At 70.8% G+C, this 14010-nt stretch carries 15 protein-coding genes and 1 tRNA gene; 9 read left to right on the forward strand and 7 right to left on the reverse strand.

Going from position 1 to position 14010, the window contains the following annotated elements:
- Positions 1-102 precede the first annotated feature (102 nt).
- The 4 genes from CVO76_RS02270 to tmk all read right to left on the reverse strand — a co-directional run bounded on the left by CVO76_RS02270 (position 103) and on the right by tmk (position 3698).
- Positions 103-178: transfer RNA gene (locus CVO76_RS02270), tRNA-Thr, on the reverse strand.
- 105 nt (positions 179-283) lie between these two features.
- The gene (locus CVO76_RS02275; RefSeq protein WP_208740534.1) at positions 284-1864 is read right to left on the reverse strand and encodes an alpha/beta hydrolase; all 1581 of its coding nucleotides are present in this window, start codon (positions 1862-1864) and stop codon (positions 284-286) included.
- The gene (locus CVO76_RS02280; RefSeq protein WP_133080420.1) at positions 1861-3054 is read right to left on the reverse strand and encodes a DNA polymerase III subunit delta'; all 1194 of its coding nucleotides are present in this window, start codon (positions 3052-3054) and stop codon (positions 1861-1863) included. The genes CVO76_RS02275 and CVO76_RS02280 overlap by 4 nt, the downstream gene beginning before the upstream one ends.
- Positions 3051-3698: a dTMP kinase gene (tmk, locus tag CVO76_RS02285; RefSeq protein ID WP_208740535.1), complete on the reverse strand. Its 648-nt coding sequence runs from the start codon at positions 3696-3698 to the stop codon at positions 3051-3053. Before tmk ends, CVO76_RS02280 begins: the two co-directional genes overlap by 4 nt.
- A 92-nt stretch (positions 3699-3790) precedes the next feature.
- Between tmk and CVO76_RS02290 the strand changes: the two genes are divergently transcribed.
- Positions 3791-4975: a trans-sulfuration enzyme family protein gene (locus tag CVO76_RS02290; RefSeq protein WP_208740536.1), complete on the forward strand. Its 1185-nt coding sequence runs from the start codon at positions 3791-3793 to the stop codon at positions 4973-4975.
- Between the two features lie 74 nt (positions 4976-5049).
- Entirely contained in the window at positions 5050-5379 is a 330-nt protein-coding gene (locus tag CVO76_RS02295) for a DUF2516 family protein (RefSeq protein WP_133080423.1), read from the forward strand.
- A 7-nt stretch (positions 5380-5386) separates the two neighbouring features.
- Here CVO76_RS02295 and CVO76_RS02300 read toward each other — a convergent pair whose 3' ends face one another.
- Positions 5387-6187, reverse strand: a complete 801-nt coding sequence (locus CVO76_RS02300; RefSeq protein ID WP_208740537.1) for a class I SAM-dependent methyltransferase — start codon at positions 6185-6187, stop codon at positions 5387-5389.
- 89 nt (positions 6188-6276) lie between these two features.
- On the opposite strand from CVO76_RS02300, the gene CVO76_RS02305 reads away from it, so the two are divergent.
- Positions 6277-7023 (forward strand): phosphoglyceromutase, encoded by a 747-nt coding sequence (locus CVO76_RS02305; RefSeq protein ID WP_208740538.1) that lies wholly within the window; start codon positions 6277-6279, stop codon positions 7021-7023.
- Between the two features lie 84 nt (positions 7024-7107).
- Here the strand turns inward: CVO76_RS02305 and phoU are convergent, their stop codons facing one another.
- On the reverse strand, positions 7108-7767 hold the full coding sequence (gene phoU, locus CVO76_RS02310; protein WP_133080426.1) for a phosphate signaling complex protein PhoU: 660 nt from the start codon (positions 7765-7767) through the stop codon (positions 7108-7110).
- Between the two features lie 163 nt (positions 7768-7930).
- Here phoU and CVO76_RS02315 point away from each other — a divergent pair, with 163 nt between their 5' ends.
- Positions 7931-9196 (forward strand): sensor histidine kinase, encoded by a 1266-nt coding sequence (locus tag CVO76_RS02315; RefSeq protein WP_208740539.1) that lies wholly within the window; start codon positions 7931-7933, stop codon positions 9194-9196.
- A complete protein-coding gene (locus CVO76_RS02320; protein ID WP_133080428.1) occupies positions 9193-9873 on the forward strand; it encodes a response regulator transcription factor in 681 nt (226 codons plus the stop codon). The genes CVO76_RS02315 and CVO76_RS02320 overlap by 4 nt, the downstream gene beginning before the upstream one ends.
- Positions 9874-10002: 129 nt before the next feature.
- On the opposite strand, the gene CVO76_RS02325 is transcribed toward CVO76_RS02320, so the two are convergent.
- The gene (locus CVO76_RS02325) at positions 10003-10533 is read right to left on the reverse strand and encodes a hypothetical protein (protein WP_133080429.1); all 531 of its coding nucleotides are present in this window, start codon (positions 10531-10533) and stop codon (positions 10003-10005) included.
- 258 nt (positions 10534-10791) lie between these two features.
- Here CVO76_RS02325 and CVO76_RS02330 point away from each other — a divergent pair, with 258 nt between their 5' ends.
- From CVO76_RS02330 to cysS, 4 genes are all read left to right on the forward strand, one after another.
- Positions 10792-11274, forward strand: a complete 483-nt coding sequence (locus tag CVO76_RS02330) for a CarD family transcriptional regulator (RefSeq protein WP_028280415.1) — start codon at positions 10792-10794, stop codon at positions 11272-11274.
- Positions 11275-11343: 69 nt separating this feature from the next.
- Positions 11344-12156, forward strand: coding sequence for a 2-C-methyl-D-erythritol 4-phosphate cytidylyltransferase (ispD, locus tag CVO76_RS02335; RefSeq protein ID WP_244186158.1), 813 nt, complete (start codon positions 11344-11346; stop codon positions 12154-12156).
- Positions 12143-12670, forward strand: a complete 528-nt coding sequence (gene ispF, locus CVO76_RS02340) for a 2-C-methyl-D-erythritol 2,4-cyclodiphosphate synthase (RefSeq protein ID WP_133080430.1) — start codon at positions 12143-12145, stop codon at positions 12668-12670. The genes ispD and ispF overlap by 14 nt, the downstream gene beginning before the upstream one ends.
- Before the next feature lie 26 nt (positions 12671-12696).
- Positions 12697-14010, forward strand: a 1314-nt coding sequence (gene cysS, locus CVO76_RS02345) for a cysteine--tRNA ligase (RefSeq protein WP_208740540.1), incomplete at its 3' end; no start/stop codon positions are given.

The raw sequence follows: 14010 nt of genomic DNA on the forward strand, positions 1-14010 counted from the left end.
CGCCCGCGGGCGGGGGGGGGTGCCGGGGGCGCCCGCCACTGCCGTGTCTCGGGGGAGCGGACGCACGGAAAAGCCCCGGCGGCGTACCGTCCGGGGCTTACGTGGAGCCTCCTGCCAGAGTCGAACTGGCGACCTTCTCATTACGAGTGAGACGCTCTACCGACTGAGCTAAGGAGGCAATGCTTCCCGGTCCGGGCGATGCCCGGGGCCGATCCACAAGCCCCAACTTTATAGGAGGTTCCGGCCCGGGGTCAAAATGGGCGCGAGGTCCCGGAGCCGGCCCTCAGCAGCGGGTCCCGTCCTCCGGCACCGTCCCGTCGATGAAGTAGGAATCGACGGTGTCCCGGATGCAGTCGTTGGACCGGCCGTAGGCGGTGTGCCCCTCACCCTGCCAGGTCACGTGCACACCGGACTCGAGCTGGTCCGCCAGCGCCGTGGACCAGGCGTACGGCGTGGCCGGATCACCGGTGGTGCCGATGACCACGATCGGGTCGGCGCCGTCGGCCTGCAGGGGGGCCGGGCCCAGCACCGGCGGATACGCCCACGGCGCGCACAGCACGCCGCCGTAGGCGAGGAACCGGCCGAACGTCGGCGACGCCGCCACGAGCTCCTGCTCGTCGGCCCGCATCTGCGCCGGATCGCTCGTCATCGGGTAGTCGAGGCAGTTCACGGCGAGGAACGCCGCCGTCGAATTCGTGGCGTAGGTCCCGTCCGGCCGGCGCTCCGCCGAGAGATCGGCGAGGCGCAGCATGGCGTTCATGTCACCCGCCAGGGCCGAGGCCACGGCCTGCGTCAGGGTGGGCCAGTTCCCGTTGTCGTAGAGCGGCAGGATGAACCCCTGGACGAACGTGCTGATCGGGACCAGCCGTCCGTCCTCGGCCCGCGACGGCTCGCGTTCGACCGCGGCGAAGAGGTCCCGGATCCGGGCCACGCCGTCGTCGACCGTGCCCGGATAGGGGCAGTCGGCGCCCTGCTGGCAATCGGCGACGTAGGCGCGGAGGGCGTTCTCGAACCCGCTCGCCTGGCCGAGCGTGATGTTCTCGTTGCTCAGGGACGGGTCGATCGCCCCGTCGAGGACGAGCCGGCCCGCCCGCTCGGGGAAGAGATCGGCGTAGGTCGCCCCCAGCTGCGTCCCGTAGGAGAACCCGAGGTAGTTCAGCTTCTCGTCGCTGACCACGGCGCGCAGGATGTCCATGTCGCGGGCCGCCGATTCCGTGTCCACGAAGCCGAGCAGTTCCCCGGTGCGCTGGGCGCACAGGCCGGCGTACTCCTCCGCGTCGGCCGTCATGAGCGCCAGCAGCTCCTCCTCGGAGGCGTCCACGGGGTAGCTCTCCTGCCGCGCCTCGTCGAGCTCCGCGTCGGTGTAGCACTTCACAGCACTGGACCGGTTCACTCCGCGGGGGTCGAAGCCGAGGACGTCGAAGTCCTCGCGCAGTCGCTCACTCGTGACGTAGTCGAGCGAGTCCCTGACGATGTTGAAGCCGGAGCCGCCGGGCCCGCCGGGATTGACCAGGACGGTCCCCTGAGCCTCGCCCGTCGCATCCGAGCGGATGGCGGCGATCTCGATGCTGCTGCGGCCGGGGTCGCTGTAGTCCAGCGGGACCTCGATGGTGGCGCACGAGAAGGATCCCTCGCAGCCCTTCCACTGCACTTCCTGCGTGTAGAAGTCGCGGAGGTCCTCGTCCACCTCGCCGATCGCGGCGGGATCGGCCGTCTCCACGCCGGTCGCGGGCGCTTCCTTCCCCGAGGGGGAGAACAGCGTGCAGCCGGAGAGCCCGAGCACGACGGCGGCGGACGCCGCGAGGAAGGCCATGCTCCGACGGCGCGGTGTGCGGTCGGGGGAGTCGAGCGGTCCGAGGGTCATCGGTCGAGGTCCTTCCGGGACAGGAGGCTCACGGTCATGGCTTCGATCGCGAGGAGCGGGGACACATTGGTGCTGACGAGGCGTGTGCGGACCTCGTTGATGGCTTCGAGCCGCAGGAGGGTGTCCTCGGAGCTCTCCCTGCGGGCGAACTCCTCGAGTTCGGGTCGCAGGGGCTCGTTGACGAGCGATTGCCCGCTGGAGAGCTGCAGCATGAGCACGTCCCGGTAGAAGGAGATGAGATCCGTCAGGGCGCGGTCGAAGTAGTCGTTCTTGGAACGCTTGGCGCGCCGGGTCTGGTCCTCCTCGAGGCGCTTGATCTGTGCCCGCATGGACGGCGGCAGGGTGCCGGTCTCCGGTGCCCCGAGGGTGGCGAGCAGTGCGGCCCGCTCCTCGGCGTCGCGCTGCTCGAAGGAGCTCTGCGCCTCCGCCTCGGCGAGTTTCACGAGATCCGCCGCGGCACGCATGGCTCCGGCGACGGAGCGCAGCGTCAGCGGCAGCCGGACGATCTGGTTGCGTCGTTCCCGCGCGCCGTCGTCGGTCGCGAGCCTCTTCGCCACCCCGACGTGGCTCTGCGCGGCCCGGGCGGCCGCTTCCGCCGTGGCGGGGTCGATGCCGTCGCGTGCCACGAGCAGGTCCGCGACGTCCTGCACGGGCGGCAGACGGAGTCCCACGGACCGGCAGCGCGACCGGATGGTGACGAGGACGTCGCCGGGACTGGGGGCGCAGAGCAGCCAGATGGTCCGCGGGGGCGGCTCCTCGATGGCCTTGAGCAGCACGTTGGTGCTGCGCTCCTGCATGCGGTCGGCGTCCTCGACGATGATGATCCGCCAGCGGCCTGTGGACGGCTTGTCCTGGGCCTTGCGGACGAGTTCGCGCGCCTCGTCGATGCTGATCGTCACCTTCTCGGTGGTGACGTTCGTGAGGTCGGCGTGCGTTCCCGAGAGGACCGTACGGCACGCCTTGCAGGTGCCGCAGCCGCGGTCGCCCAGCGACTCGCGGTCGCAGAGCAGCGCGGCCGCGAAGGCCCGGGCGGCGTTCGACCGGCCGGAGCCGGGCGGTCCCGTGAACAGCCAGGCGTGGGTCGGTGCGCCGGACTCGGCGGCCCGACGCAGCTGCTCGACCACCTGTTCCTGTCCGCGCAGCTCGGCCCACACGCCGGTCGCCGGGAGGCTGTGCCCGATGGTGCTCATGCCGCTACCCGGGGCAGCGCTCCAAGGATCGCCCGGTGGAGTTCCTCGGGCGTGTCGGACGCGGCCAGCACGAGATAGCGTCCGGGCTCCTGCCGGGCGAGGTCCAGGAACGCGGACCGGATGCCGGCGTGGAAACCGTCGGGCTCGGACTCGAGCCGGTCCTCCGCGGCGGCGCCGGCAGTACGGCGGCTGCGGCCCTCTGCGGGGTCGACGTCGAGCAGCACCGTCAGGTCGGGGCGGAGGCCGTCCGTGGCCCAGAGGTTCACGTCGAGCACGGCCTGTGCCCCGAGGCCGCGTCCCGCCCCCTGATAGGCGACGGAGGAGTCGACGTAGCGGTCGCACACGACGACGTCGCCGCGCTCCAGGGCCGGCACGATCACCTGCTGCACGTGCGCGGCACGGGACGCCGCAAACAGGAGGGCCTCCGTCCGCGCGTCGATCTCGCCGTGCCCGTGCTCGAGGACGAGGGACCGCAGTTTCTCGCCGATGACGGTGCCGCCCGGTTCGCGGGTGCGCACGACCGTGCGGCCGCTGTCCGCGAGCGCCCGGCAGAGCATCGCCGCCTGGGTGGACTTGCCGGCGCCGTCACCGCCCTCGAGCGCGAGGAAGAGCCCGGGAAGCCCGTGCGGGAGGGGAAAGGTCACGCGCCAAGCCTACCGAGTGCGGAGGACGTTTATCCGCGGTAACACTCGCCCGGCACGTGCCGGTCCCACGGACCCGGCGCTAGGCTCGTGGAATGGCACTCGAGCTCACGGACCTGGCCCCGGACACCCTCACCGTCGCGGCAGGACGTCCTCCCCGCGAGCACGACTCGCCCGTCAACGCACCGATCGTCCTCTCGACGACGTACCACGAGACGCGCGCACCGGAGGCGGGCGACCGCATCTACGCGCGCGGCTCCAACCCCACCTGGGACCCCTTCGAGGAGGCGCTGGGCGCGCTCGAGGGGGCGGACCTCCCCGCCCTCGTCTTCGGCTCGGGTCTCGGGGCGGCCGCCGCCGCGCTGTCCCTCGTGCCCACCGGGGGAGCCGTCGTCATGCCCCGCCACGCCTACGCCGGCTCGATCAGCCTCGCCGCGGACCTGGCCGCGCAGGGCCGCTTCGAGCTGCACGCCGTCGACATCGCCGACACCGCGGCGGTCCTCGCACTCCTCGACGCGCTCGCCGGGCGGTTCGACGCCGGTCAGGTCATGCTCTGGCTCGAGAGCCCCACGAACCCGATGCTCGAGGTCGCGGAGCTGTCCGTCCTGACGGATGCCGCCCATGCGATCGGCGCCGTCGTCGTCGCGGACAACACCTTCAACACGCCCATCGTCCACCGGCCGCTCGAAGCCGGCGTCGACGTCGTCCTCCACTCCGTCACCAAGTGGCTGGCCGGCCACTCCGACGTCGTCCTCGGTGCACTCGTCACCTCGGAGGCGGATCTGCGCGCGCGGCTCCTGGCGCACCGCACCCTGCACGGCGCCATCGCCGGGCCGTTCGAGGTCTGGCTCGCCCTGCGCGGACTGCGCACGCTCGCACTGCGGATGGAGCGGAGCCAGTCCACGGCCGCGTCGCTCGCGCACCGGCTCGCCGACCATCCCGCCGTGCGCCGTGTGCGCTACCCGGGGCTGCCGACGGACCCGGGCCACGAGCGCGCTGCCGCCCAGTTCAACGGCTTCGGCGGCATCGTCAGCATCGAGCTCGAGGACGTCGCCACGGCCGACGCCCTGGTCTCGGCGGTGCAACTCTGGCTGCCCGCGACCTCGCTCGGCGGCGTGGAGTCGCTGGTCGAACGGCGACGGCGCCAGCCCGCCGAACCGGTCACCGTCCCGGAATCGCTCGTGCGCCTGTCGGTCGGTATCGAGAACCCCGACGACCTGTGGGCGGACCTCGAGCAGGCGCTCCGCCGTGCAGCGGGCAGGCGGGACGGCGGTCTCTGATCCTGCAGGCCGCCGCGGGCACGCCGGGCGGCGTCCCGGCGCACCTCGGAGTGCAGGCCAGCTAAGCTGACTGCGTGGCTCTCGTATACGGCATCCAGTACTACCTGTACCTCGCGCTCGGCCTCGTGGCGCTGGGGATCGAGGTGTGGGCCTTCTCCGACTGCATCAGGCGTCCCGGGACGTCCTTCGAGGCGGCGTTCAAGCGGACCAAGGGTTTCTGGCTCGCCCTCACCGGTGGTGCCGTGGTCGTCGGACTGCTGTCGGCCCTCGGCGGCCGCGGCGGCTTCAACCTCTTCCAGCTGGTCGCCATCGTCGCCGCCTGCGTCTACCTCGCGGATGTGAAGCCCGCCGTGAGCCAGACCTCGGGCCGCGGCGGGAACCAGGGACCGTACGGGCCCTGGTAGGCCGCCGCTAGCCGGGCGCGACCGCGCTCCAGGCCACGGTCACCTCACCCAGCCGCCAGCGTGACGCGTCGCCCAGCAGCGGCCACCCGTCGCCCTTCACCGCACGGCACGTCTCGACCCACCGCTGCCGGTTCCCGAACGATGCGAGCGCTGCGGCATCGAGCCAGGCCCTGTCCAGGGCGCGCAGGTAGCCGTGGACGCGTTCGCCCTCGACGTTCCGGTGGATCAGCGCCTTCGGGAGACGTTCCGCCACATCGGACGGGAGCGTGAAGGCACCGAACCGGAGCGAGATGCTCAGCGACACCGGTCCCTCCGGATCGAGAGCCGCCCACGTCGACCGGCGCCCGATCTCGTCGCACGTCCCGTCGACGAACAGCCCGCCCGGCGCCAGTCGGGAGCGCACCTCGTCCCAGTAGGCCGCGTACTCCTCCTCGCCGTACTGCCGCAGCACGTTGAAGGCACGCACGAGAACGGGCCGCCGCCCGTCGAGCGGCAGTTCGAACCCGCCCTGCCGGAAGGCCAGGCCCGGGCGGGCGAGGGGTGCCGCCGCCGCCACGCGTGCCGGATCGATCTCGATCCCGACCACCTCGACGTCGTCGCGTACGGCCCGCAGGCGCGTGAACAGTTCGACGGCGGTGACCGGAGCCGCTCCGTACCCGAGGTCGACGACGAGCGGATCGACCGCACGGCGGAGGCGGTACGCCTCGGGGCCGGCGAGCCAGCGGTCCACGCGGCGCAGGCGGTTGGGGTTCGTGGTGCCGCGCGTGATGGTCCCGAGGGGCTTCGGGGAACGGGGACGCGGGGGCACTCATCAAGGGTAGGACACCCGCTTAACACTGGGCGGAACAGGCCGCCTCCGGCATGACCCGTGCAGCGCGATACGGCAGACTAGGACGCATGACCTACACACTGATCCTGCTGCGCCACGGGCAGAGCGAATGGAACGAGAAGAACCTCTTCACCGGCTGGGTGGACGTGGCCCTGACGGAGAAGGGCCGCGAGGAGGCCACCCGCGGCGGCCACCTGCTGACGGAGGCCGGCATCCTCCCCGACATCGTCTACACGTCCCGGCAGAAGCGCGCGATCATCACCGCGAATCTCGCGCTCGAGGCCGCCGACCGCAGCTGGATCGACGTCAAGCGCAACTGGCGCCTCAACGAGCGCCACTACGGCGCGCTGCAGGGCAAGGACAAGGCCCAGACCCTCGCGGAGTACGGCGAGCAGCAGTTCATGGAGTGGCGCCGGTCCTACGACACCCCGCCGCCGCCCCTCGACGACGCCAGCGAGTACTCGCAGGCGAACGACCCGCGCTACGCGGACCTCGGTGACGACGTCCCCCGCACGGAGTGCCTCAAGGACGTCCTCGAGCGCTTCCTGCCGTACTGGGAGTCCGACATCACGGTGGACATCCGGGCCGGCAGGACCGTCCTGATCGCCGCCCACGGCAACTCGCTGCGCGCCCTCGTGAAGCACCTCGACGGCATCAGCGACAAGGACATCGCCGCGCTGAACATCCCCACCGGGATCCCCCTCGTGTACGAGCTCGACGAGGACCTCAAGCCCGTGAAGGCCGGTGGCACCTACCTCGACGCCGATGCCGCAGCCGCGGCCATCGAGGCCGTCGCGAACCAGGGCAAGCACTAGTCCCGGCGCCCGGACAGGAACGACGGCGGTCCCCGCGGGGGCCGCCGTCGTTCTCGTCCTGTCCGGGCCTCCCGGCCCGGTGGATCAGCTCAGCGGTGCGCTGGGCTGCCACTCGCCCGTGACGAGGTAGGCGACCTTGCGGGCCACCGAGACGCCGTGGTCCGCGAAGCGCTCGTAGTAGCGGCTCGCGAGCGTGACGTCGACGGTCGTGGGCGCGCTCTCGTTCCAGTCCTCCGCGGCGACGGCCTTGAAGACGCTGGCGTGCAGCTCGTTCACGCGGGCATTGGCGGCATTGATCTCGTTGCTCAGCTCGAGGTTGCGGGTCTCCAGGAGTTCGGTGACCTTGGCAGCGATCTGCACGTCCAGCTCGGCGAGCTCGTCGAACGTGGGCCGGATCCCCTCGGGGATGACGTTCGCGGGGAAGCGCAGCCGGGCGAGCTGCGCCACGTGGCGGGCGAGGTCGCCCATGCGCTCGAGCGATGCGCTCATCCGCAGGGCACCGACGATCATGCGGAGGTCGGACGCCACCGGCCCCTGGAGTGCGAGGACGTCGATCGCACGCTCGTCGAGGGAGTTCTGGAGGAAGTCGATCCGCGCGTCCGCGGCGATGACCTCCTGCGCGAGCTCGGTATCGGCACCCTGGAAAGCGCTGTTGGCCTTCTGGATGGCCTCGGACACCAGCTGCGAGATCTCGATCAGCTCCTCGCCGATCTGGTGTAGCTCGGCCTGAAAAACCTTGCGCACGTGGGCTTCCTTCCCTGGAAGTTCGAATCGACCGTTGTCACAGTTCCGCCGACGACACTTCCAGCCAGCGGTGAACTGTTTCCCCGCTTCCGATGAACGTTAGTTGAACCCCTTATCTATTGCCACCGGATCGGCCGGGACCGCCGGGGACAGCGCATAAGCTATGTCCGTGGACCCCCTTCTCCTGACGCTCGTGGCCGGGCTGGTCGGCCTCGCCCTCGGCGTGAGCGGCATGGCGGCGTTCCGTGCGAGCGAGGCACAGCGGCTCCGGCTCCTCTACGAGGACGAACCCACGCTGCCCGACGGCGCCGCGGAGGTCCTCTCGATCATCGGACGCGCGTACGTCATCGTGGACGCGATCGACGGCGTGGTCCGCGCGAGCCCGGCCGCGTACGCGTTCGGCCTGGTCCGGGGACACACCATGGTCCACTCGGAGCTGCTGGACCTCACGGCGCGCGTGCGGCGCGACGGCGTGATCGAGCAGCAGCAGCTCGAGCTGCCCCGCGGGCCGCTGGGGCAGGGCACCATCGTGGTCCAGGTCCGCGTCGCCGCCCTCGGCGCCGAGTACATCCTGATCCTCGCGGACGACCGCACGGAGATCACGCGCAGCGAGGAGATCCGCAACGACTTCGTCGCGAACGTCTCGCACGAACTGAAGACGCCCGTGGGTGCCATCTCCCTCCTGGCCGAGGCCATCGACGAGGCCGCCGAGGACGAGGTCGCCGTGCGGCGCTTCGCCCAGCGCATGCACAAGGAGTCCGGGCGCCTGTCCGCGCTGGTCCAGGACATCATCGAGCTCTCCCGGCTGCAGGGCGCCGACGTCGTGCGCCGCGGGAAGCCGGTGGACGTCAACTCGGTGATCGCGGAGGCCGTGGACCGCAACAAGCTGCCCGCCGAGAGCAAGCAGATCGACATCGTGGTCGGCGGCTCCGTGGCGACGCCGGTGTACGGCGACCGCGAACTCCTCATGACGGCCTTCCGCAACCTCATCGACAACGCCATCCGCTACTCGCCCGAGGGCACGAGGGTCGGCGTCGGGGTCCGGGCCAGGGACGGACTGGTCCAGGTGTCGGTCACGGACCAGGGCTCGGGCATCACGCCGGAGGAGCAGGAGCGCATCTTCGAACGGTTCTACCGGATCGACGCCGCACGGTCACGGCAGACGGGCGGCACGGGCCTGGGCCTCAGCATCGTCAAGCACGTCGTGTCCAACCACGGCGGTGAGGTGACCGTATGGTCGCAGGCCGGCCAGGGCAGTACCTTCACGGTCCGCCTGCCGGAGATGGAGGGGACCCCCGACGACGCGGTCGGCGACGCGGTCCCGGGTGGAGCCGCCGCGGCGGCTGCGGACCGGGCCGCGCAGGGGCCGGACAGGACGTCAGGGAAGAAGGACAGCGCCGCTGTCCATGAGCAGGGAGTCAAGGCTTGAGCCGCATTCTGATCGTCGAGGACGAGGAGTCGTTCAGCGACCCGCTGTCCTACCTCCTCGGCAAGGAAGGCTTCGAGGTGTCCGTCGTGGACAACGGCCTCGACGCCGTGACCGAGTTCGACCGCACCGGTGCGGACCTCGTGCTGCTGGACCTCCAGCTGCCGGGGCTCTCCGGGACGGAGGTGTGCCGCCAGCTGCGCCAGCGCTCGAGCGTCCCGGTCATCATGCTCACGGCGAAGGACGCCGAGATCGACAAGGTGGTGGGCCTGGAGCTCGGCGCCGACGACTACGTGACCAAGCCGTACTCGTCGAGGGAACTGGTGGCGCGCGTCCGGGCGGTCCTGCGGCGCCAGGGCGAGCCCGAGGAGCTGATCCCGAACACCATCCAGGCCGGACCGGTCCGCATGGACATCGAGCGCCACGTGGTCAGCGTCGACGGCGAACAGGTGGCGCTTCCCCTGAAGGAGTTCGAGCTGCTCGAGATGCTGCTGCGGAACTCCGGCAGGGTCCTGACGCGCGGCCAGCTCATCGATCGCGTCTGGGGCTCCGACTACGTGGGGGACACCAAGACCCTCGACGTCCACGTCAAGCGGCTGCGCGGGAAGGTCGAACCCGACCCCTCGAACCCCCGCTACCTCATCACCGTGCGAGGGCTCGGCTACAAGTACGAGCCCTGAGCCGCGCGGGGCTCCCGTGGTCCGGCGGGGAGCCAGCACCCTGACGCCCCGGTGCTGCGGCACGGACACGAATGCCCGCCTCCGATCGATCGGAGGCGGGCATTCGTGTCTGCGGGAGTGGGCGGAGGGCTACTCGCCCTCTTCGGCTTCCTCGGTGGCGGCGGGCTCGCTCGGCCGCGGCGTGTAGCCGCCGGGGACGAATTCACGGTACTCCTCCAGCGTCCCGTCGAGCACGGGAACCTCGAAGGTCGCCTCCTCGCCCTCGACATCGAAGTCGACGTCGACGAGTGACCCCGGGAGATCCTCGATGCCTTCGAGGGTGGCGTCGTCCGTGGTCTCGTCCTCGAACGTGAACTGGCCCTGGCCCTCGATCGTGACGCTGGTGGCGGCGCCGCCGGCCTGGATGGACAGGTCCACCGGATCATCGCTCGTGTTGAAGACGGTGCCCACGAGGCGGCCGGCGGTCTCGTCGTCGCGGCCGACGATCAGGATGTTGCGCAGCAGAACCGGGCCAAGATCCTTCACGATGCCGTCCGACGCGGCGTACGGATCGGCCGTCGACTGGTCCGCGGTGAAGCTGCAGCCGGAGACGCCCAGCATCAGCAGCACGGCGCCGGCAGCAACGGCCTGCTGCGCTCGGTTCTTCGGTGCACAATTCACAGCACAAACTCCTGGGGGTTCAACAGGTGGGACAGGGACGTAATCCGGTGCGGACCTATCCAACAGACTATCGGCAACGGGCTCGAACCGTGGTGTCCGTTTCGACGCACCCGCGCGTGGAGGATCACCAAAAGCACGTCCCGTCAAGAGGCGAATCATAGCCAAATGGGCTTGTTCCGGCGGCCTGACCTGCGAAAACGCGGGGTCGGGCGTGTCGTTGCCGTGATAAACTGACTGGCGGGAAAGGGGAAAGTCCACATGGTTTTTGAGGTCGGCGAAACAGTTGTTTACCCTCACCACGGCGCAGCGAAGATCGAAGAGATCAAGATGCGCGTCATCAAGGGCGAAGAGAAGATGTATCTCAAGCTCAAGGTGGCACAGGGTGATCTGACGATAGAAGTACCAGCAGAGAACGTTGACCTCGTAGGGGTTCGCGACGTGGTGGGCAAGGAAGGGCTCGAGCATGTGTTCGACGTCCTGCGGGCCGAATTCACGGAAGAGCCCACCAACTGGTCGCGCCGCTACAAGGCGAACCTCGAGAAGCTCGCGTCGGGCGACGTGATCAAGGTGGCAGAGGTCGTCCGCGACCTCTGGCGCCGCGACCACGACCGTGGGCTCTCGGCCGGGGAGAAGAGGATGCTCGCGAAAGCGCGCCAGATCCTGATCTCCGAACTCGCACTCGCGGAGAAGACCGACGAAGAGAAGGCGGCAAGCGTTCTCGACGAGGTCCTCGCCTCCTAGGAGTCGGACCGCACGGGAAGAGGGACCTTCGGGTCCCTCTTTTTTGTTGCTCTGTCATAGGGTGACGGAGTGTCCGAGAACAACGTGCCTCCTGCCGCCGATGCCCCGACGGGCGTCATCGTGGTGGCCGCCGGTTCGGGTCAGCGCCTCGGGCAGGGCATCCCGAAGGCCCGCGTCCTCTGCGGTGGCCGCACCCTCCTGCAGCACTCCCTGGAAGCGGTCGTGGCGTCGGGGGTCGCAGCGGTCGTCGTGGCGGTCCTGCCCGCCGGCGACACCGTGCTGTCCGACGTCGTCGCGCGCGCACAGCAGGCCTCTGGGGACTTCGGGCCGCGCATCTCGGCCGTGACCGGCGGCGCCACGCGGTCCGCGTCCGTGCGCGCAGGGCTCGAGGCCCTGCCGCCGTCGGTAGGCGTCGTCCTGGTCCATGACGCAGCCCGTGCCCTGACCCCGCCCGCGGTCTTCCAGCGGGTCGCCGCAGCTGTCCGAGCCGGCGCACCGGCGGTGATCCCGGTGCTGCCCGTCGTGGACACGGTGAAGACTGTGGAGGGCGACGTCGTCACCGCGACTCCGGATCGCGCCACCCTGCGCGCCGTGCAGACCCCGCAGGGCTTCGCCGCCGACCGCCTGCGCGCGGGGCATGCCGGTCCCTCTGCGGGCGACCCAGGGGTCACCGACGACGCCATGCTGATGGAGGCGGGGGGCACCACCGTGCGCGTCGTCGACGGCGACGCCCTCGCCTTCAAGGTCACCACGCCCCTCGACCTCGTGGTCGCGGAGGCGGTGCTCGCGCAGCACACCGCGGCGCTGCCGGTGGCCGACCCCGGACGCACTCCCCGCCCCGCCCCACCGACCCAGCACAGGAGCGCACATGTACCTGAGTGAGCACGACCGTCTTCCCCGGACCGGGATCGGCGTCGACGTCCACGCCTTCGCGTCCGACGACGCCCCGCTCTGGCTCGCCGGCCTGCTCTGGGAGGGGGAACGGGGGCTGTCGGGTCATTCCGACGGCGACGCCGTCGCCCACGCGGCAGCCGACGCGCTGTTCTCCGCGGCGGGCGTGGGGGACCTCGGCACCCACTTCGGCACGGATCGCCCGGAGTACGCAGGCGCCTCCGGACATGCCCTGCTGTCCGCCGCCGCGGGAATCGTGAGGGAGGCGGGCTTCGACATCGGCAACATCGCGGTGCAGCTCATCGGCAACCGGCCCAAGTTCTCCCCCCGACGCGCAGAGGCGGAGGCGGCGCTGTCGGATGCCGCGCAGGCACCGGTCAGCATCTCGGCCACCACCACCGACGGCCTGGGCCTGACCGGCAGGGGAGAGGGCATCGCTGCCATCGCGACCGCCGTCGTCGTACGTTCCGCACACCGCCCGACGCCGGCGGGACCGGCAGCCTGACCGCCCCCGCCGGGTAATCTGGACCGGTGAGCCTGCGATTCTATGACACCGCCCGCGCCGAGGTGCGCCCCTTCGAGCCCCTCGAACCGGGCCGGGCGAGTCTCTACTACTGCGGGGCCACCGTCCAGGGCCTGCCCCACGTGGGCCACGTGCGGTCAGCGATCGCCTTCGACCAGCTCACGCGCTGGCTGGAGGCGCGCGGACTGCGGGTCACCGTCGTGCGGAATGTGACGGACATCGACGACAAGATCCTCGCCAAGTCCGAGGACTCGTTCCGCGAGGGGGCCGCGGAGCAGGACCCCTCGGTGGTGCCCGAGGAGCCGTGGTGGGCGCTCGCGTACCGGTTCGAGCAGGAATTCCACCGCGCCTACGCGGCCCTCGGCGTCCGACCGCCCACGTACGAGCCGCGCGCCACCGGACACATCCCGGAGATGCACGCACTCATCCAGCTCCTGATCGAGCGCGGTCATGCCTATCCGGCGCCGGACGGGTCGGGCGACGTCTACTTCGACGTCCGCTCCTGGCCCGCCTACGGCAGTCTGACGCGCCAGGACATCGACGACATGCAGGCCGCGCCCGACGCCGATCCGCGCGGCAAGAAGGATCCGCGCGACTTCGCGCTCTGGAAGGGTTCCAAGGACACCGATCCCGCGACCGCGTCGTGGACCAGTCCCTGGGGTACCGGCCGGCCGGGGTGGCACCTCGAATGCTCGAGCATGGTCACGAAGTACCTCGGGACGGAGTTCGACATCCACGGCGGCGGCCTGGACCTGCGCTTCCCCCACCACGAGAACGAGATGGCCCAGTCGCAGGCGGCCGGGCACGCCTTCGCCCGCTTCTGGATGCACAACGGGATGGTGACGTACGGCGGCGAGAAGATGTCGAAGTCGATCGGCAACACCGTCAGCCCCCGGGAGATGATCGAGGCGGCGGGCCCCCGCGTGGTCCGCTACTACCTCGGGCAGGCCCACTACCGCTCGGTCCTCGACTACCGCGCGACCTCGCTGCAGGAGGCGGCGTCCGCGGTGGCGCGGATCGACGGCTTCATCGCCAAGGCATCCGCCCGCGTCGGCGCACCGGCGCGCGGACCCGTCAGCGCGGGAAGCCTGCCGCCGGAGTTCGCCGCCGCGATGGACGACGACCTCAACGTGCCCCAGGCCCTCGCGGTCCTCCACACCACCGTGCGCAGTGGCAACACCGCCCTGGCCGCCGGGGACGACGCCGCCACCCGGACCGGCCTCGCCGCCGTCGTCGCCATGACCGCGGTCCTCGGGCTCGACGACGCCGCCGACCCCGCCGCGCCGACCGTGGCGGGGGCGGGGGAGGTCGTACAGTGCGGC

Origin of the sequence: Arthrobacter agilis, assembly GCF_002953615.1 — a bacterium.
Classification (GTDB): domain Bacteria; phylum Actinomycetota; class Actinomycetes; order Actinomycetales; family Micrococcaceae; genus Arthrobacter_D; species Arthrobacter_D agilis_B.